A 16,614-nucleotide genomic window follows, 5' to 3' on the forward strand; every position below is an offset into this window, starting at 1 on the left:
GAGGATCAGGGGTGGAGGGCGAGATTCTGTACAGCGAGGACGCGCTTGGCTTCCAGGAAGGCTTTCTGCCAATAGGCGCTGTCGAGGCTGTCCAGGCGCACGGTTCCGCCCGTTCGGGGCGCATGAACGAAACGCCCTTCCCCGACATAGATACCCGCATGGCTGACTCCGCGTCCACCGCTGGTAGCGAAGAACACCAGGTCTCCGCTCTGCAGGGACTCGCGCCCAACGGTAGGCGCGCGCATGGAGATCATCTCGCGGGTGGAGCGCGGCAGCATCAGGCCGGTGGCATCGTGGTAGACGTAGCCGATCAGGCCGCTGCAATCGAAACCGCCGTCGGGCGTGTTGCCGCCCCAGCGATAAGGCGTACCGACCAGGCCAATGGCACGGATCAGGACATCGTCAGCAGCCTGGGTGTTGTAGACGGGAGCAGCGGGCGCGTTCACCACGGGAGGCGGCGACGGCGGAGTACGACTGGCGCAGGCGGCCAGCGAAACGATGAGAGCGAGGAATATGATGCGCTGAGGAATGAGCATGTGATGGCATCCCGTCAAGGAGTGCCATCACTTTGTACCAACAGTGAGTTGAGCGCAATACTTAAAGTAAAACTTTAAGTTTAGCGAGTCACCGTCTTCGGCTCGTAGCCGGGCTCGAGTACGCGCTTGGCTTCCATGTAGCTCAGGCGCCAGTAGCTCTCGTCCAGGCTGTCCACCCGCACACCACCGCCGCGGCGGCTGGCGGAGTGGATAAATTGTCCGTCACCGATATAGATGCCGGCATGGCTGACCCGACCGCGACCACGGTTGTTAAAGAAGATCAGGTCGCCCGGCTGCAGGTCCTCTTTCGAGACCAGCGGGACATCCATATTGATCATCTCACGCGTGGAGCGCGGCAGGCTGATGCCCGCTTCTTCGCGGAACAAATAGCCCACGAAACCGCTGCAGTCGAAACCAGTACGCTCCGATTTTCCACCAAAGCGGTACGGGGTACCGATCAGCGAGAACGCGCGGTCCAGGATGTCGGATACATGGGCAGTCGAACTGCCGTTATCGTTTTTGGCCCCCTCGTCCTGCGACTCATTCCCCAGCACTATGTTGTGCTGGTTTACCTGGAACGCTGCTCGAGTAGCAGGCACTGAAGCGACCTGGTTCGGCTGCGATTCCGGCGAATGGCTGGCACAAGCTGCCAGCAGCAGAACGAAACTCATGGGCACGAGGGGTGCTAAGCGTTTAAGCATGGGCACGACCGTGTCTCATTAGCTCCATTTATTAGCGGGCTAATTTGCCCGCTCAATGGGGCTAATGCAAGTTTTTTATCGCGGAATGTGACTCAGCAGACGCGGCATAATGTCTAAGGCTCGACCCACCATTCTTTCTTTGACCACCGAACTCAGGTCGGTCAGCCCCGGATCCACCTCCGCGGTAAAGCCTCCCGCGTCCCGCGTGCGCAGTACCGGCTCGATGATATAGGGAAAGCTCGCAGTGGTCCCGACCAGCAGAACGGCATCGAATCCCTTGCGCAGTTGCGCGTAGAGCGTGTCGATCGCCGCCTCCGGCAACATCTCCTCGAACAGCACTACCGACGGGCGCAGGACGCCTGCGCAACGTGCGCATCTCGGTGGCATCGGACCATCCAGATGACCTGCCAGTTCGGCACTTTCGAGCCCGCACGATTGGCAGTAAAGCGGGGCCAGTTCGCCATGGATCTCGATCAGCCGATCCGCCGGCGAACCGGCGCGACGGTGGAAGCCATCGATGTTCTGCGTCAGCACCCAACACTCCGGCTTGAGCCGTTGCAGTTCGGCGATGGCGTCATGGCCAGCGTTGGGTTGTGCACTCAGGCAGGCCTTGCCCAGTTCTGCCAGGTACTTCCAGCACAGCGCGGGATCCTTCTGCAGCATCGGACCGGAGATGGCAGCCTCAATGGGTATTCCCTCAGCCGTCCGGCCGTTGTACAGGCCACCCAGGCCACGATAAGTCGGCATGCCCGAATCGGCGGAGAGCCCGGCACCGGTGATCACCAGGATGCGTTCGGCGCGAGCCAGTGCCGCGCCGCTGCGTTCGATGGCCGAATCCATGCGCCCTCCTCCGCGGCCGGGCCGCGCGTCAGTGGTTGACCGTGTACGACAGCATCATCGAGATATGGCACAGCGGACGTCCACTTTGTTCCTGCCAGGTGTTGAACGCCGTTTGTACCAGCGCCAGGTCCTTCAGGCTGGTCGGCGTCTTGTCGACGATTTCCTGGGCCTTGAGCGCCGCGACCACATCATCGCTCAGGACAAAGGTATCCTTGCCGGCCATGCGCAGGAAACGCGGCGCGGACATCCCGCCCAGCTGGTTGCCGCGCTTGGCCAGAAGCTTCCAGAGACCGACGATGTCGCTGGACGGCCAATCCGCCAGCAACGCACCGAAGCTGCCGTATTCGCGGGCAATGTCGAGGACGAACTGGGCATTGCGCGGCACGCTCTTGAGCTTGCCCAGGTGGCGGATCAGCCGGGTGTCCTGCATCAGGTTCTCCAGGCGCTCGCCGCCCATCAGCACGACCTTCTCGGGGGCGAAGCCGAAGAAGACTTCCTCGAAGGCCGGCCACTTGGCGTCCACCAGGCTGTGCTTGAGGCCCGCACGGAAGATGCGCAGGCTGATCAGCGACAGGTAGCGATCATCGCCAACCGCCAACAATTCGGCTGACGACTTGGCGCGCGGCAGGCGAGCCTCCAGCGCCTCGATCGAGCCGAAGCGGTTCAGGCAGTATTCGTACAGCCACTGGTAATCGCGCATCGGGCGTCCTTGCGAGGTCTTACAGGTTCATCACGTCGAGGAAGCGCGGGGTGGCGGTCTCGTCGATGCGCAGGCTGTTGAAGTCGAACAGGTTGCGATCGGCCAACTGCGACGGCACCACGTTCTGCAGGGCGCGGAACATGATTTCGGTACGGCCCGGCGACTTGCGCTCCCAGTCCAGCAACATCTCCTTGACCACCTGGCGCTGCAGGTTTTCCTGCGAGCCGCACAGGTTGCACGGGATGATCGGGAACTCCTTGAGCACCGAGTAGGCCTCGATGTCCTTCTCGTTGCAGTACGCCAACGGGCGGATTACAACGTTGCGGCCGTCGTCGGACAGCAACTTGGGCGGCATGGCCTTGAGGGTGCCGCCATAGAACATATTAAGGAAGAAGGTTTCCAGGATGTCATCGCGGTGGTGTCCCAGCGCCATCTTGGTCGCGCCGATCTCGTCGGCGTAGGTGTAGAGGGTGCCACGACGCAGGCGTGAACACAGCGAGCAGGTGGTCTTGCCCTCCGGGATCTTCTCCTTCACCACCGAGTAGGTGTCCTTCTCGATGATGTGGTACTGCACACCGATGGACTCCAGGTAAGCCGGCAGCACGTGCTCGGGGAAGCCCGGCTGCTTCTGGTCCATGTTTACCGCGACAATCTCGAACTGGATCGGCGCCACCTTCTGCAGGTACAGCAGGATGTCCAGCAGGGTATAGCTGTCCTTGCCGCCGGACAGGCAGACCATCACCTTGTCGCCGTCCTCGATCATGTTGAAGTCGGTGACCGCTTCGCCAACCTGGCGGCGCAGGCGTTTCTGCAGTTTGTTCTGGTTGACCGAAAGGGTGCTGGCCATGGTGCTCTGGAATCCGAAGGGCAAGACGAAAAGCCGATCATTTTACGCGCAAAGCGACGCATACCCCAGCCCCTCCATCGGGCTACTGCTAATCTCACAACATGACGCCCGATCTCGATTCTTCTCTCGACCTCACGGAGCAGCTCCTGCAGTTGCTGCAGGAAGCGCCTGAAGGAATTTCCGAGTTCCAGTTGATCCAGCAGCTCAAGGCTCGGCACTCCACCCATGTACCCAACCTGCCGTTGACCGACAAGCTGGTGCTGTTTCGCACCCATTTCCTGGTGTTCAACGCGCTGTACCGCCTACGCGACCGGCTTTGGGAAGCGCGCGCGGCGCATCTGGAGATCGGCCCGCTGCAGATTCGTCTCTCTTCTTATAGGAGTGGCGTGCAGGCACTTGGGGAGCAGGATGCGCTACGTGCCTACTACCTGGATGAGAAGCATCTGAAGGAAACCACCGAGCGCGACGTGGAGAAGCTGCTGAGGAGCTTCTGGACGCGCATGCAGGGCAGCGAGGAGAAGGCGGCCGCACTGGCCCTGTTCGAATTGGAAGACGGCCCGGTGGACTACGCGCTGATCAAGCTCCGCTACCGCCAACTGGTCAGCCAGCACCACCCTGATAGGGGCGGCAGCACCACCCGCCTGCAATCGATCAACAAGGCCATGGAAATTCTGGAGCGCTATTACAGCCGGCCGTGAAACTTCCATTTGCTCTAACCCCACGGACGACGTGGCTTGCAGCCATTCCTATACTGCGACTTAAGGTCGCATAGGTCGGCCGGGCGCCGGATGACGCTGGCTACGCGTATCGGGCGCCTCGCTGGGGGGCGACCTTCTATAAGAAGAGGAGAATGCTGACATGATCCATCATGTGTGGGGGCTCTTCACCCATCCCGATCAGGAATGGCAGGACATCCGCGGCGAGGAAGAATCCATCAGCCACATGTACCTGACCCACGTCCTGATCCTCGCTGCCATCCCGGTCATTTCCGCCTACATCGGCACCACGCAGGTCGGCTGGGTATTGGGCAATGCGGGACCGGTGAAGCTGACGGCCGCCAGCGCGATACAGCTGACCATCATGACTTACATCGCCATGCTCGCCGGCGTCGCCGTCATGGGCGCCTTCATCCACTGGATGGCCCGCACCTACGACGCATCGCCATCGCTGACCCAATGCATAGTGTTCGCCGCGTACACCGCCACCCCGCTGTTCATCGGCGGCCTGGCGGCGCTCTACCCACACCTGTGGCTGGGCATGATCATCGGCACCGCCGCGATCTGCTACACCGTCTACCTGCTCTACGTCGGCATCCCGACCTTCATGAACATCCCCAAGGATGAAGGCTTCCTGTTCTCCAGTTCGGTCCTGGCGGTAGGACTGGTGGTGCTGGTGGCGATGATGGCCCTCTCGGTCATCCTCTGGGGCAGCGGCGTCGGCCCGGAATACACCTGATTGCGCGACATGACCGAAAAACCGGGCCCCAGCGGCCCGGTTTTGTTTTGCGTGCTTGCCTGAAACTCGCCCAACTTGCCTGAACCTGCACCCCGGACGAGCGGGCGCGAGAAATCCTCCATCGACGCTCCGACTGCGGCATAATCTGCCCCCGTCGGAGAACCACTGTATGCCTGAACAGCTCAACGCTCGCGTCGAAGCCTGCTACCAGCAGGCCGAAGCCTTCTTCCAGCGGCGCTTTCCCCGCCCGGAAGTGAGCTTCCGGCTACGCGGCCAGAAGGCCGGCGTCGCCCACCTGGATGAGAACCTGCTGCGCTTCAACCCGCAGCTGTACCGGGAAAACCACGACCACTTCCTGCAGCAGACCGTGGCCCATGAAGTGGCCCACCTGATCGCCCACCAGATGTTCGGTCCGCGCATTCGTCCGCATGGTGAAGAGTGGCAGTTGATCATGCGCGGCATCTACGGCCTGCCACCCGATCGCTGCCACACCTATGAGATCAAGCGCCGGCGCACCACGCGCTACCTGTACCGCTGCCACTGCGGCGCAGGCAATGAATTCCCCTTCTCATCCCAGCGTCATAACCTGGTCGCCCAGGGCCGCCGCTACTATTGCCGGCGCTGCCGCGCGACGCTGATCTTCACCGGCGAAACCCGCCGAGAGTGACGCCGGTCAGGCGATGACCCTGGCGGCCTTGAGCGCTGCCACCTGCTCGTCGGTATAACCCAACTCCGCCATCACATCCGCCGTGTGCGCACCCAACGCAGCGCCAATATGGCGCGGCTCGGGCAGCCCGGCAGAGAAGCGAATCGGACAGGCCATCTGCCGCTGCTCGCCGCCCTTGCCATTGGGGACCCGCGTCACTACTCCGCGCTCGACCAATTGCGGGTGCTCCACCGCCTCGGCCAGCGATAGCATCGGCTCGACACAGGCGTCCAACGCCGCGAAACGTTCCTGCCATTCGCTGAAGTCGTGCTTCTCGAACTCGATGGCGATCTCGCGCTTCAGCGCCTGCTGGTCTTCCGGCTTCGGCGAAAGCCCGCGCGAAGCCAGCTCCGGGCGGTCGATGGCAGCACAGAACTGCTGCATGAACTGCGGCTCCAGGCTGCCGACCGAGAACCAGCGGCCATCGCGGGTCCGGTAGTAGTCGTAGAAACTGCCGCCGTTGAGGGCGAGACCTTCCATCTCCGGCTCCACGCCGGCCGCCAGATAACCCGCACCCGCCATGCCATGCAGGCTAAAGGCGCAGTCGGTCATGCTGACGTCGACCTGCTGCCCCTCCCCCGTCTGCTGCCGATGGATGACCGCCGCCAGCAACCCCATCACGCCATGCAGCGAACCGCCGCCGATGTCCGCCAGTTGCACGCCCAGCGGCAATGGGCCGCTCTCGCGGCGACCGGTGTAACTGGCGACGCCGGCCAGGGCCAGGTAGTTGATGTCATGCCCGGCGCGGTCGCGCAGAGGCCCGGTCTGGCCGTAGCCGGTGATCGACACGTAGATCAGCTTCGGGTTGATCGCCTTGAGCGCCTCGTAGCCAACGCCCAGTTTGTCCATCACGCCGGGGCGGAACTGTTCGAGCACGATGTCGTACTCCTGCACCAGTTGCTTCACCACCTCCACCGCCTGCGCCTGCTTCAGGTCCAGCGCGATGCAGCGCTTGTTGCGGTTCAGGTAGGCGTGACTGGCGGACGTACCATCCACATGCGGTGGCAGCACGCGCACCAGATCCATGCGCGTGGGCGACTCCACGCGCAGCACCTGGGCGCCCATGTCGGCCAGCAGCAGCGAGGCGAACGGGCCCGGCAGCAGGGTGGAGAAATCGAGGATCTTCAGTGAGGCGAGCGGGCCGTTCATGGGCACTCCTGTTTCGCTCAATCGATGCGTGGGCGCCGCGCCTCAAAGCTTCATGCCGCGGCTGATGATCTCTTTCATGATCTCCGAGGTACCGGCGAAGATGCGCTGGATGCGCGCGTTCGCGTACATCTTGCAGATCGGATACTCCCACATGTAACCCCAGCCGCCGTGCAGTTGCACGCCTTCATCGACCACCTTGCACAGCAACTCGGTGGTGAACAGCTTGGCCTCGGCGGCCACTTCGGGGGTGAGCTTCTTCTGGTTGTGGTCCATCACGCAGCGGTCGGTGAAGACCTGCGCGACGTCGATCTGCGTGCGCATCTCGGCGAGCTTGAAGCGGGTGTTCTGGAAGTGCGCTACCGGGCGGTCGAACGCCTTGCGCTCCTTCACGTAGTCGATGGTCGCGTTCAGCGCCGCCTCGGCACCGGCTACCGCGCCGCAGGCGTTGGTCAGGCGCTCCTGCGCCAGCATGTTCATCAGGTAGAAGAAGCCGCCCTTGGCGTCGCCCAGCAGGTTTTCCTTCGGCACCTTCACGTTGTTGAAGAACAGCTCGGCGGTGTCCTGGCTCTTCATGCCCAGCTTCTTCAGGTTGCGCCCGCGCTCGAAGCCTTCCATGCCGCGCTCGACCACGAACAGGCCCATCGCATGCTTGTTCGAAGGATCGGTCTTCGCCGCGACGATCACCAGGTCCGCCAGCAGGCCGTTGGAAATGAACACCTTGGAGCCGTTGAGGACGAAGTGATCGCCCTTGTCCACCGCCGTGGTGCGCATGCCCGCCAGGTCGGAGCCGGCCGACGGCTCAGTCATCGCCACCGCCAGGATGCTTTCGCCGCGAATGATCCCCGGCAGCCAGCGCGCTTTCTGCTCAGCGTTGCCGTACTCGGCAATGTAGGGGCCGCACAGCGCCGAGTGCAGCGGAATCATGAAGCCCGGCTCGTTGATGGCAGCCAGTTCCTCACACATGATCTGTTCGTAGCGGAAGTCCTTCAGCGCGGTGCCGCCGTACTCCTCTTCCGCCCAGGGCAGCAAAAAGCCCATCTCCCCGGCCTTGCGCCAGACGCTGCGGTCCACCACACCGGCTTCTTCCCACTCCTCCTGGTGAGGCACCACTTCCTTGTTGAGGAACGATCGGAACGCATCGCGGAACAGGTTGTGCTCGGTCTCGAAGTGATTGCGCAGCATGGTCGACTCCCGGTGGGTTGAGTGCCCGCAGGGTAGGTGCTGGCTGCGCGCGGCCTCAATGACGCGAGCGCTCAGGGTCGATTGACGCAATCGCCCAGTGGATGCCAGTGTGAAACATCCCAAAGGTGCACCGGAGAGCGCCCGCATGCAGATCCGACCTTTCCAGGCAAAGGACCTTCCGCCGTACGAAAGCTGGTTCGCCGACCCGCTGCTCGATGCGCAGCTGGGTCCCATGGACCGCGCCTGGATGGAACAGGGGTTGATCGATCCGGACAGGGCGCTGTACAGCATCCTGCGTGGTGAACGATTGGCGGCGGTGGTGGGGATCAGCCTGCCCGACCCGGCTCACCCCTATTACTTCGTCACCGACCTCGCCGTGCGCCCGGATTTACGCGGCTCCGGCATCGGACGTGCGGTCATGGGGCTGGTGATGAATCGCCCCGAATTGCAGAGCAGCCCGCTCTGGCGGGCCAGCGTGCGGCCGGACAACCCGGGGGCGCTGGCTTTCCTTCTCAAGCTCGGTTGGACACGGCTGGAAATGGGCAATCCGTTCGATGAACTGCTCGAATTCGAATTCCATCGGCGGCCAGCAGGGCCCCTGCTTCGCTGAGCCCGCGGCAGGAGCGAGCTTGCTCGCGAAGACTGCTTCCGGCCACTTCGGCGCTGGGCCTATTCACGAGAAGGCTCGCTCCAACGAAAAGCGATGCCAACCCCCATAAAAAAACCCCCGCCGAGGCGGGGGTTCACACAAAGGAGTCAAACGGTAGTGCTGTAGTTCTTAGAACACGTACTGCAGACGGGTCACGACACCGTTGCCGTCGTCGTCGCCGTTGGCATTGCGAATGCCGTCGGTGCTGACGTGAACGTAGTCGAGGGAGACCTTCACGGCCTCGTTGGCGTACCAGTTCACACCGATGGTGTTGGTGCTGGCCTTGGTGTCGCCCACGTCGCGGGTGGCGGTAGCCACGACCACGTTCGGGTCATCAACCTTGATGTGGTCGTAACGGTAGAAGACTTCCCAGGCACCGATTTCCTTGTTGGACGGCTTGATGGTGTCGAACTTGGCGCCATCGAGCTTGTACACGCGGGATTCACCGGTGATGGTATAGGCCAGCTGGCCGTAGTAACCGTCAGCCTTGATGTCTTCATACGCGGAAGCATCAGCCTTCAGCTTGCGCTTGAGGTATTCGGCCTGAGCGGAGAACGGGCCGATGGCGTAGGCGAATTCAGCACCCCAGGTGGAGTCGTCCTTGTAGGAACCGGCCGGGCTCAGGGTAGCGCCGCCGAAGGTAGCGCGGTTGCCGTTGTCGCCAGCATCGTTACCGCCGTTGGTGGCGATGCCACGCATGCCCAGACGCGGACGGATGCGGGAGTCGAAGGCAGTGTCGTTCAGGTCACGGTAGGCGTAATCCAGGCCGACGTGCAGGACGTTGCCATCGGTGTTCATCGGAGCGAACACGCCGCGGAAGTTGAACTGCTTGACGCTGTCGCCGTCGGTGTCGTCGGCGTCCTTGGCATAGATGCCGGCGTCCAGGTAAGCCATGTTGGCGACGACGCCGCCAACCTGGGCACCCATGCCGTCCTGGTGGGTGTTGATCCAGTCCGCCAGTTCGTAAGCGGAGGTACGCTCGGTAGCGGTCACCCACTTGGAGCTGGTGGCTTTTTCCAGACCGAAGTCCGGGTCGAAGCGGCCGAACTTCAGGGTAACCGGGGCGAAGCCGGTGTAGCTGAAGGAAGCTTCGTCGAAGTAACCGTTGTCAGCGTTACCGGAGTTGTGGGACATGTCGTAGTTGATCTGGTATTTCCAGTCTTTGTAGACAGTGCCGCCCAGTTCCAGGTAGGCGCGACGGAAGTAGGCGCCGTCACCGTTGTTGCCGTTCTTGGTGTAGAAACCATCGAAGCGGCTGTAATCCGCTTGCAGACGGCCACCGAGCTTGAAGCTGAATTCCTTGTCGGTGGTGCCGACTTCAAGACCGCCTTTGGTCTTGATAACGATATCGGCGCCATCGGTGGTGACTGTGCCTGCGAAAGCCTGGGCGGAAACGGCCAGTGCCAGGGCAGTGGCGGCGTAACCGGCGAAGTGCTTACGGATCATCGAAGATTCCCCTTAATGGTATTTGCGTTGAACACGCCGAGTGCCTGGCTGCTGCGCGCCCCCCAAGGACTCGCACAGGCCGTTCTGGCGGCCCCCGTTTGTGTTGCTGGGAATCTTGGCGAGGGGTTATTTCAGATCAGTTGCTCGTAGATAAAACTTTTATTACAGCGGAACTTTTGATTTCGTTATGGCATAAAGGTCCTAGGCCGCGCCTGACTAGGCTTGCAGACGATTTCTGTCGTCTACTTTGCCGGTATGCTGTCAGCCTCTCCTGAAAGACGTTCCCGCTCAGGCTTTCCCATGCACGAACTGCAACCCCTGATCCAGCAACACGGCCTCACCCTGCTGTTCTTCAACGTCCTGCTGGAACAGCTGGGCCTGCCGATTCCGGCCTATCCGGCACTGATTGTCGCTGGCGCCCTGGCCCTGCAGGGCAGTGGTGTTCCGCTGGGCCAGGCACTGGCAGTGGCCGTCTGCGCCTGCCTGACCGCCGACCTGATCTGGTTCTTCGCCGGGCGGCGCTACGGAGGCTTCATGCTGCGCAGCGTGTGCAAGGTCTCGCTGTCCCCGGACAGCTGTATCCGCCAGAGCCAGAGCCTCTACCTGCGCATCGGCCCACGCGCCTTGCTGATCTCGCGCTTCCTCCCCGGCGCCAGCGCGCTGACCACGACCATGGCCGGCATGACACGCACGCCGCTGCCGCGCTTCCTCGCCTACGACTGCGCTGGCGCGGCGCTCTGGGCAGGTTCCGCGCTGATGCTCGGGAGCATCTTCAGCAGCGCGGTCGACCGCCTCCTCGACTGGCTCACCGAGTACGCCAGCATCGGCGTGTCGGCATTGCTGGGCGCCTTCACGCTGTTCATCGCCTGGAAGCTCTGGCAGCGCTTCAGCCTGCTCAAGCGCACCGCGCGGATTCCGCGTATCAGCGTCGACGAGCTGCGCGCGCGCCTGGACGCTGGCGAGCCGCCGCTGATTCTCGATGTGCGTGCGCAGTTCGATGACGAAGCGATTCCCGGCTCCATCGCCTTCAGCCTGGACGGCGCGCTGGACCAGCTGGGCGACAGCCTGACGGACAAGGACGTGGTGATCTACTGCGCTTGCCCCCACGAGCTGTCCGCAGCGATGCTGGCGGAGCGGCTACAGGCATTCGGACACCCACGGACGTGGGCGCTGTCGGGTGGGTTGGATGCGTGGCGAGCGCAAAGCCCGCGCTGAGGAGTCGCCTGAAAGAGCGCGTCGCGCGCTGTCGCGGGCAGGGCCTGTTCCCACAGGGGAGGTTGGCGCAGGATCAGCGCCGCGCGCTGTCCCGACGCAATTCGGCGAGGTGGTCGGCCAGGCGCTCCGCGTCCGGGCGTGGCGGATCCGGCAGCAGGCGCAGGGTCGCCTGCGTCAGGCGCATTTGCCGCAGGTAGCGTCGGCAGTTGCGGCACAGCAGCAGGTGCCGGCGTAGCGCAAGCTTCTCGCGCCAGCCCAGCTGTTCGTCCAGCAGGTCGCTGGAGCGAGCCACCAGTTCCTTGCAGGTCAGCATTCCCCGGTCTCCTCGAAATGCTCCACGGTGGCAAACACCTTCAGGCGGGCACGGTGCAGCAGCACCCGGACATTGGAGAGCGAAATCTCCAGCAGGTTACAGATCGCTTCGAGTTCCAGCCCCTGGCGCTCTCGCAGGAGCAACACACTGCGCTGCAGCTCGGAGAGGCTGTCCAGGGTCTTCTCCAGGCACTGGCGCAGCTCGTCCTCGGCCAGCAGGGCTTCGGGCGAGTCCTCGTGCCAGGCGAACGGCGCCGGGCTCCAGTGGCCATCAGCGGCGAAGCGGGTATCGTCGATGCTGCCGTGAGGCGCGGGCAGTTCGTCCAGCGAGACGTCGCGGCGGACCTTGCGCAGGCGGGATTTGGCGGTATTGGCGGTGATGGTCAGCAGCCACGTCTTGAGGCTGGAGCGCCCCTGAAAGCCGTCCAGGTTGCGCACGGCGGCGAGCCAGGCATCCTGCACCACTTCATCGGCATGGGCGGCGCCGACAATGGCAATGGCCACGGCGCGCATCGCACCCTGGTAGGTCGCCACCAGGGTGCGAAAGGCCTGCTGGTCACCGGCCAGCAGGCGCGACAACAGCTCGCTGTCGTCGGCGGGCACGATCAGCGCTTGCGCAGGATCACGCTGCCGATGGAATAGCCGGCGCCAAAGGAGCTCAGCACGCCGATGGAGCCGGCGGGCAGGTCGTCCTGGTACTTGTGGAAGGCGATGACCGAACCGGCCGAGCTGGTGTTGGCGTAGGTGTCGAGGATCACCGGCGCTTCGTGGGCCTCGGCGTCGCGGCCGATCAGCTTGCGGGTGATCAGCAGGTTCATGTTCAGGTTGGCCTGGTGCAGCCAGAAACGCTTCACGTCGCTGACCGGGATGTCGTTCTGCGCCAGGTGCTCGCCGATCAGCTCGGCCACCATCGGGCAGACGTCCTTGAACACCTTGCGGCCTTCCTGCACGAACAGCTTGTCACGGGCGCCGATGCCCTCTTCCGCCGCGCGGTTGAGGAAGCCGAAGTTGTTGCGGATGTTGTTGGAGAACTGGGTCAGCAGCTTGGTGCTGACCACCTCGAACTGGTGCTCGCTGGTGGCCTGATCGGCGCGCTCGATGACCACGGCGGTAGCGGCGTCGCCGAAGATGAAGTGGCTGTCGCGATCGCGGAAGTTCAGGTGGCCGGTGCAGATCTCCGGGTTGACCATGAGGATCGCGCGGGCCTGGCCCAGTTGCACGCTGTTCACCGCGGCCTGGATGCCGAAGGTGGCCGACGAGCAGGCGACGTTCATGTCATAGCCGAAGCCCTGAATGCCGAGGGCGGCCTGCACTTCGATGGCCACGGCGGGGTAGGCGCGCTGCAGGTTGGAACAGGCGACGATCACGCCGTCGATGTCTTCGGGCGTGCGGCCGGCGCGCTGCAGGGCCTGCTTGGCGGCGGCGGCGGCCATCTCGCAGAGGATGCCCCAGTCTTCGTTGGAACGCTCTGGGATGCGTGGCGCCATGCGTTGCGGGTCAAGGATGCCTTCCTTGTTCACCACGAAGCGGCTCTTGATGCCGGAGGCCTTCTCGATGAACGCCGAGCTGGACTCGGAGAGAGCTTCCACTTCGCCCTTGGCGATAGCGTCAGCGTGCTGGTCGTTGTAGCTGCGGACGTAGGCGTTGAAGGATTCCACCAGTTCATCGTTGGAGATGCTGAACGGCGGGGTATACAGGCCGGTTCCGCTGATCACGACTTTATGCACGGTCAATCCTCTTCAATTCTCAAAGCCGCCGGGCCGGGCGGCTGGGTTAGGCATCAAGGTGCCCGCACACTGGCCGGCACTGAATATTCTTGGGCTTTCACGCTCGGCGCGAAGGCTGCGGGATGGCGTCCCCTGCAACCGGGCAGTTTGCCATTCCGCACGGCGAGCGGCACTTCTGGCCGCCCAGCGGCTCGCGGTGATACCGCAGGTGCAACCACTGACCGCCGATTATGCTGCAATTTTCGCCGAAAAGCCGCCGTGCGAGGGCGTCATTTGCGCAAGATGATGGACGCGAATCACGCTGCGCCTGCCCTGAAGCAATGGATTGAAATTTTCCACCGGCACCATAGGCGCAATATTGGCGCACCCGGATGCGCAGCTCCTTATCCTTCAGCGCATTCCCGAATTTGCCAAGGAGACTTCAGGATGAGTGCCGAAAACCGCCCGGAAATGGACGAACAGACCCTGGAATTTGCCAATCAGGTCATCGACCTCGCCCGCCAGGGTGACACCGAGCGCCTGACGGAACTGCTGCACCAGGGCCTGCCTGCCAACCTGCGCAACCACAAGGGCGACAGCCTGCTGATGCTGGCCAGCTACTACGGCCACCACGACACCGTTGGCGTGCTGCTCGACCACGGCGCCGACCCGGACCTGCGCAACAACGCCGGGCAGACACCGCTGGCCGGTGCCGCCTTCAAGGGCGACCTGGAGATGGTGCGCCTGCTTCTCGGCCGGGGCGCACAGGTCGAAGGGGCATCGCCCGACGGCAAGACCGCGCTGATGATGGCGGCCATGTTCAATCGCCCGGAGATTGTGCGCTGCCTGCTGGAACACGGCGCCAATCGAGAAGCCCGCGATGCGAGCGGTCTGACCGCATTGGCGGCGGCGAAGATGATGGGCGCGGCCGATACCCTGGCGTTGCTCGAAGCCGCCTGAGTCAGTCGATGCGCACGTGCTCGGCGAGGAAGTCGAGCACCGCGCGCACCCGCGCGGGCAGGTGCCCCGGCTTGCCCAGGTAGAGCGCGTGCATGGGTTTGCGGTCGCCAGGATTGAAGTCCTCCAGCACCGCCACCAGCCGTCCGGCAGCAATATCCTCACGTACCTGAAATTCTGCCAGCCGCGCCAACCCCAGCCCCGCCAGTGCCAGGTGACGCACACTGTCGCCATCGCTGGCCAGCAGGTTGCCGCTGGGCTCGGGGGCATCCGGCGCCTTGCCCAGAAACGGCCAGTCCGGCTCGACCCGCCGGTAGCTGAAGCCCACGCAGTTGTACTCGCCCAGGTCACGGGGATGCTGCGGCGCACCGTGCCGCGCCAGATACGCGGGCGCGGCGACTATCTTGTGCCCGGACTCTCCCAGCGAACGCGCCACCAGTCGCGAGTCCCGCAGCGGGCCGCTGCGTACGGCCACGTCGGCGCGCACCTCCAGCAGGTCCACCACTTCATCGGTCAGTTGCAGGTCGAGCTTGACGCCGGGGTAGCGCTCGAAGAACAGCGGCAGCGCCGGGATGAGGAACTGCCGGCCCACCGGCAGGTTGCAGCTGATGCGCACCCTGCCCTGCGGCTCTGCGCTGGCCGACGCCTCGCGCTCGGCTTCGTCCAGGTCGGCGAGGATGCGCAGGCTACGTTCGTGGAACGCCGCACCTTCGGCGGTGAGCTGCTGGCGCCGCGTGGAGCGGTTGAACAGCCGCGCGCCGAGACGATCCTCCAGGCGCGCCACCAGCTTGCTCACCGCCGAGGGCGTCATCCCACACTGCTGCGCAGCGGCGGTGAAGCCGCCGGTTTCCACCACACGGATGAAGACTTCCATTTCGCCAAAGCGATTGACGTCGGGGCGGGCCATCTTGAATTCAATTCACAGGTGATTTGCTTATAGGCAGTCTATATCAGCAATACGCACGGGGATAAGGTGGCGAGCATTCTTCGAATCGTCCGGGAGAGCCCACGTGCCCATTGCCTTGTACGCCTTGACCGCCGGTGCCTTTGGCATCGGCGTTACCGAATTCGTGATCATGGGATTGCTGCTGGAAGTCGGTCATGACTTCGGCGTTTCCATCTCCGCCGCCGGCCTGCTGATCTCCGGCTACGCATTGGGCGTGGTGCTCGGCGCTCCGCTGCTCACCGCCCTCACCGCGCGCTGGCCGCAACGCCGAACCCTGCTCGGGCTGATGCTGATCTTCACCCTCGGCAACCTGGCCTGTGCCCTGGCCCCGGACTACACCACGCTGATGGCGGCGCGGGTGCTGACCTCCTTCGCCCACGGCACCTTCTTCGGCGTCGGATCGGTGGTCGCCACCAGCCTGGTGCCGGCCGAGCGCCGCGCCTCGGCCATCGCCCTGATGTTCACCGGCCTCACCGTCGCGACCATCCTCGGCGTGCCGCTGGGCACCTGGCTCGGCCAACTCTACGGCTGGCGCGCAGCCTTCTGGGTGGTGACCGGCATCGGCCTGCTTGCCCTGGCGATCCTGGCGATCTACTTGCCGCGCCACGGCGCACCGCCCGCCGCCGGCAACCTGCGCGACGACTTCCGAGTACTGAAGCGCCCGGCCGTGCTGCTCGGCCTGCTGACCACCGTGCTCGGCTTCGGCGGGGTGTTCACCGTGTTCAGCTATGTGTCGCCGTTGTTGACCCGTCTCTCCGGTTTCTCCGAAAGCGCCGTGTCGCCCGTGCTGCTGGTGTTCGGCGGCGGCCTGGTGCTGGGCAACCTGCTCGGCGGCAAGCTCGCCGATCGCAAACTGGTTCCGGCCCTGCTGGGCAGCCTGGTGGCACTGGCGGTGGTCATGGGCCTGATGAGCTTCGCGTTGCAGAACCAGGTCGCCGTGGTCATCTTCATCGCGCTGCTCGGGGCCGCCGGTTTCGCCACCGTGCCGCCACTGCAGATGTGGGTGCTGGAGAAGGCCCATGGCGCCGGCCAGAGCGTTGCCGCCAGCTTCAACATCGCCGCCTTCAACCTGGGCAATGCCCTGGGCGCCTGGCTGGGCGGCATGACCATCGACCACGGCCCGGGGCTCGCCGCGCTGCCCTGGGTCGGCGCCGTGCTACCGGTCGCGGCCATCGCCACCGCACTGCTGTGCCTGCGCCTGGAACGTGAACCGGCGCTGTCGGCAGCGACCGTCCAGCAGGCCCGGTGAACGATCGGCGAAACCGTA

The 16,614-nt window shown here is 63.9% G+C and carries 19 protein-coding genes; 7 read left to right on the plus strand and 12 right to left on the minus strand.

Annotated features, from left to right (window positions below):
- Positions 1 to 5: 5 nt before the first annotated feature.
- The 5 genes from AC1ZV1_RS23310 to ttcA all read right to left on the minus strand — a co-directional run bounded on the left by AC1ZV1_RS23310 (position 6) and on the right by ttcA (position 3,624).
- On the minus strand, positions 6 to 536 hold the full coding sequence (locus AC1ZV1_RS23310; RefSeq protein WP_484293823.1) for a C40 family peptidase: 531 nt from the start codon (positions 534 to 536) through the stop codon (positions 6 to 8).
- Positions 537 to 616: 80 nt separating this feature from the next.
- A complete protein-coding gene (locus AC1ZV1_RS23315) occupies positions 617 to 1,243 on the minus strand; it encodes a C40 family peptidase (RefSeq protein ID WP_484293824.1) in 627 nt (208 codons plus the stop codon).
- 69 nt (positions 1,244 to 1,312) lie between these two features.
- Positions 1,313 to 2,077: an NAD-dependent protein deacylase gene (locus AC1ZV1_RS23320; protein ID WP_484293825.1), complete on the minus strand. Its 765-nt coding sequence runs from the start codon at positions 2,075 to 2,077 to the stop codon at positions 1,313 to 1,315.
- 28 nt (positions 2,078 to 2,105) lie between these two features.
- Complete coding sequence (locus AC1ZV1_RS23325) at positions 2,106 to 2,777, minus strand: DNA-3-methyladenine glycosylase I (protein WP_484293826.1); 672 nt, start codon at positions 2,775 to 2,777, stop codon at positions 2,106 to 2,108.
- 19 nt (positions 2,778 to 2,796) lie between these two features.
- A complete protein-coding gene (gene ttcA / locus AC1ZV1_RS23330; protein WP_017522174.1) occupies positions 2,797 to 3,624 on the minus strand; it encodes a tRNA 2-thiocytidine(32) synthetase TtcA in 828 nt (275 codons plus the stop codon).
- Positions 3,625 to 3,725: 101 nt separating this feature from the next.
- Here ttcA and AC1ZV1_RS23335 point away from each other — a divergent pair, with 101 nt between their 5' ends.
- The 3 genes from AC1ZV1_RS23335 to AC1ZV1_RS23345 all read left to right on the plus strand — a co-directional run bounded on the left by AC1ZV1_RS23335 (position 3,726) and on the right by AC1ZV1_RS23345 (position 5,746).
- Positions 3,726 to 4,322 (plus strand): DNA-J related domain-containing protein, encoded by a 597-nt coding sequence (locus AC1ZV1_RS23335; RefSeq protein ID WP_484293827.1) that lies wholly within the window; start codon positions 3,726 to 3,728, stop codon positions 4,320 to 4,322.
- Positions 4,323 to 4,482: 160 nt separating this feature from the next.
- Entirely contained in the window at positions 4,483 to 5,079 is a 597-nt protein-coding gene (locus AC1ZV1_RS23340) for a Yip1 family protein (RefSeq protein ID WP_024764594.1), read from the plus strand.
- A 169-nt stretch (positions 5,080 to 5,248) separates the two neighbouring features.
- A complete protein-coding gene (locus tag AC1ZV1_RS23345) occupies positions 5,249 to 5,746 on the plus strand; it encodes a SprT family zinc-dependent metalloprotease (protein ID WP_484293828.1) in 498 nt (165 codons plus the stop codon).
- A 6-nt stretch (positions 5,747 to 5,752) separates the two neighbouring features.
- On the opposite strand, the gene AC1ZV1_RS23350 is transcribed toward AC1ZV1_RS23345, so the two are convergent.
- Together AC1ZV1_RS23350 and AC1ZV1_RS23355 are read right to left on the minus strand one after the other, a co-directional pair.
- The gene (locus AC1ZV1_RS23350) at positions 5,753 to 6,934 is read right to left on the minus strand and encodes a CaiB/BaiF CoA transferase family protein (protein ID WP_484293829.1); all 1,182 of its coding nucleotides are present in this window, start codon (positions 6,932 to 6,934) and stop codon (positions 5,753 to 5,755) included.
- 42 nt (positions 6,935 to 6,976) lie between these two features.
- Positions 6,977 to 8,116 carry an acyl-CoA dehydrogenase family protein gene (locus AC1ZV1_RS23355; RefSeq protein ID WP_484293830.1) on the minus strand — a complete coding sequence of 380 codons (1,140 nt, stop codon included), beginning with the start codon at positions 8,114 to 8,116 and terminating at the stop codon, positions 6,977 to 6,979.
- Between the two features lie 145 nt (positions 8,117 to 8,261).
- On the opposite strand from AC1ZV1_RS23355, the gene AC1ZV1_RS23360 reads away from it, so the two are divergent.
- Complete coding sequence (locus AC1ZV1_RS23360; protein WP_484293831.1) at positions 8,262 to 8,726, plus strand: N-acetyltransferase family protein; 465 nt, start codon at positions 8,262 to 8,264, stop codon at positions 8,724 to 8,726.
- Between the two features lie 168 nt (positions 8,727 to 8,894).
- Here AC1ZV1_RS23360 and AC1ZV1_RS23365 read toward each other — a convergent pair whose 3' ends face one another.
- Complete coding sequence (locus AC1ZV1_RS23365) at positions 8,895 to 10,211, minus strand: OprO/OprP family phosphate-selective porin (protein WP_484293832.1); 1,317 nt, start codon at positions 10,209 to 10,211, stop codon at positions 8,895 to 8,897.
- Positions 10,212 to 10,511: 300 nt separating this feature from the next.
- On the opposite strand from AC1ZV1_RS23365, the gene AC1ZV1_RS23370 reads away from it, so the two are divergent.
- The gene (locus AC1ZV1_RS23370) at positions 10,512 to 11,426 is read left to right on the plus strand and encodes a DedA family protein/thiosulfate sulfurtransferase GlpE (RefSeq protein WP_484293833.1); all 915 of its coding nucleotides are present in this window, start codon (positions 10,512 to 10,514) and stop codon (positions 11,424 to 11,426) included.
- A 73-nt stretch (positions 11,427 to 11,499) separates the two neighbouring features.
- Here the strand turns inward: AC1ZV1_RS23370 and AC1ZV1_RS23375 are convergent, their stop codons facing one another.
- From AC1ZV1_RS23375 to AC1ZV1_RS23385, 3 genes are read right to left on the minus strand one after another with little or no spacing between them, the layout of a single operon-like run.
- Positions 11,500 to 11,739, minus strand: a complete 240-nt coding sequence (locus tag AC1ZV1_RS23375) for an anti-sigma factor family protein (RefSeq protein ID WP_484293834.1) — start codon at positions 11,737 to 11,739, stop codon at positions 11,500 to 11,502.
- Entirely contained in the window at positions 11,733 to 12,344 is a 612-nt protein-coding gene (locus tag AC1ZV1_RS23380) for an RNA polymerase sigma factor (protein ID WP_484297618.1), read from the minus strand. Before AC1ZV1_RS23380 ends, AC1ZV1_RS23375 begins: the two co-directional genes overlap by 7 nt.
- The gene (locus AC1ZV1_RS23385) at positions 12,344 to 13,465 is read right to left on the minus strand and encodes a beta-ketoacyl-ACP synthase III (protein ID WP_484293835.1); all 1,122 of its coding nucleotides are present in this window, start codon (positions 13,463 to 13,465) and stop codon (positions 12,344 to 12,346) included. The genes AC1ZV1_RS23380 and AC1ZV1_RS23385 overlap by 1 nt, the downstream gene beginning before the upstream one ends.
- A gap of 426 nt (positions 13,466 to 13,891) precedes the next feature.
- On the opposite strand from AC1ZV1_RS23385, the gene AC1ZV1_RS23390 reads away from it, so the two are divergent.
- Positions 13,892 to 14,404: an ankyrin repeat domain-containing protein gene (locus tag AC1ZV1_RS23390; protein WP_484293836.1), complete on the plus strand. Its 513-nt coding sequence runs from the start codon at positions 13,892 to 13,894 to the stop codon at positions 14,402 to 14,404.
- 1 nt (position 14,405) lies between these two features.
- On the opposite strand, the gene AC1ZV1_RS23395 is transcribed toward AC1ZV1_RS23390, so the two are convergent.
- On the minus strand, positions 14,406 to 15,308 hold the full coding sequence (locus AC1ZV1_RS23395; RefSeq protein ID WP_484293837.1) for a LysR family transcriptional regulator: 903 nt from the start codon (positions 15,306 to 15,308) through the stop codon (positions 14,406 to 14,408).
- A gap of 103 nt (positions 15,309 to 15,411) precedes the next feature.
- Here AC1ZV1_RS23395 and AC1ZV1_RS23400 point away from each other — a divergent pair, with 103 nt between their 5' ends.
- A complete protein-coding gene (locus AC1ZV1_RS23400) occupies positions 15,412 to 16,596 on the plus strand; it encodes an MFS transporter (RefSeq protein ID WP_484293838.1) in 1,185 nt (394 codons plus the stop codon).
- Positions 16,597 to 16,614 lie beyond the last annotated feature (18 nt).

It is taken from the genome of Pseudomonas sp. BB438, from assembly GCF_057180225.1.